Here is a 1,108-nt window from a genome sequence, read left to right on the forward strand (position 1 = left end):
GTAGCTCACGCGCGATACGCGCTCGTTCTTCAAGGCGCCGAAGAATGATTCCGCCATTGCATTGTCAAAGCAGATCCCTGTGCGGCCGGCCGATTGCCGTAGATTGAGTCCGTCGAGGACGTCTGCGAACTCGACAGACATGTAGTTGCTGCCCCGGTCGGAGTGAAATATCGCACCCTTCGCGAGCTTGCGGTTGCGGGCCGCGTTCCGAATAGCACGGGATATCAGCGGCGTTCGGTAATGATCGTCCATCGCATATCCGATGACTTCCTTCGTGCAGCAGTCGAGCACCGTCGCGAGATACAGCCAGCCCTCTTCTGTGTGGATGTACGTGATATCCCCGACGAGTTTCTCACCCGGCGCCGCGGCGGTGAAGTCGCGACCGACGAGATCCGGCAGCCTGCCCGCCGCAGTCTCGGTGAGCGACCACCTCTTGGGCTTCGGCTGGCAGGGCACCAGGCCCAGGACGCGCATGAGCTGGCGCACGAGCTCCAGGCCGGCGTCGACGCCCCAGCGGGCCAGCTGGGCGTGCATACGGCGATAGCCGTACGTGCTGTCGGACATGTCGAACGCCTTCGTGATGAGCAGTTTGAGTTCCTCACGCCGCTGTGATGTGGCGGATTCCGGGCGGCGCCGCCAGTCGTAGTAGCCGGATTTGGACACGTCGAGTCGTTCGCACATGAACTCGACGGGGTATGCGTACTTCGTCTTGTCGAGTCGCATCGTTTCGATGAACTCGTACTTGCTGGCTACCGGGGATCCTTCGCGAAGTACGCTGCGGCTTTTTTCAGGAAGCTGACTTCCATCTCAAGCTCGTGATTGCGGCGCTCGAGTTCCTTCAGGCGTGCTCGCTCGTCGAGACTCAGCGGCGCGTCGGCCGCCGGCTCGTTGTGCTTCTGATGCTTCTTCACCCAGCCGCGGAGCGTTTCCGGGTTGAGTTCAAGTTCCCGGGCCGTCTCCGAGATGGTCTTGCTGGACCGGAGCGCGATCTGGACCGCTTCTTCCTTGAACTCCGGCGAGTACTTGCTGGGTGGTGCCACGTCGTGCCTCTCGTTTCCTTACACAGGGATCCTATTGGATCCCTGTCCGGAGACCTCGGGGCACCTCA

At 61.6% G+C, this 1,108-nt stretch carries 2 protein-coding genes; both read right to left on the reverse strand.

Annotated features, from left to right (window positions below):
* The coding region (locus NFU81_RS03775) for an IS3 family transposase (protein WP_251484992.1) at positions 1-732 on the reverse strand (732 nt) is incomplete at its 3' end.
* Positions 733-749: 17 nt separating this feature from the next.
* A complete protein-coding gene (locus NFU81_RS03780) occupies positions 750-1,040 on the reverse strand; it encodes a transposase (protein ID WP_251484989.1) in 291 nt (96 codons plus the stop codon).
* Positions 1,041-1,108: the final 68 nt, after the last annotated feature.

Origin of the sequence: Actinacidiphila cocklensis (assembly GCF_907177275.1) — a bacterium.
Taxonomy (GTDB): domain Bacteria; phylum Actinomycetota; class Actinomycetes; order Streptomycetales; family Streptomycetaceae; genus Actinacidiphila; species Actinacidiphila cocklensis.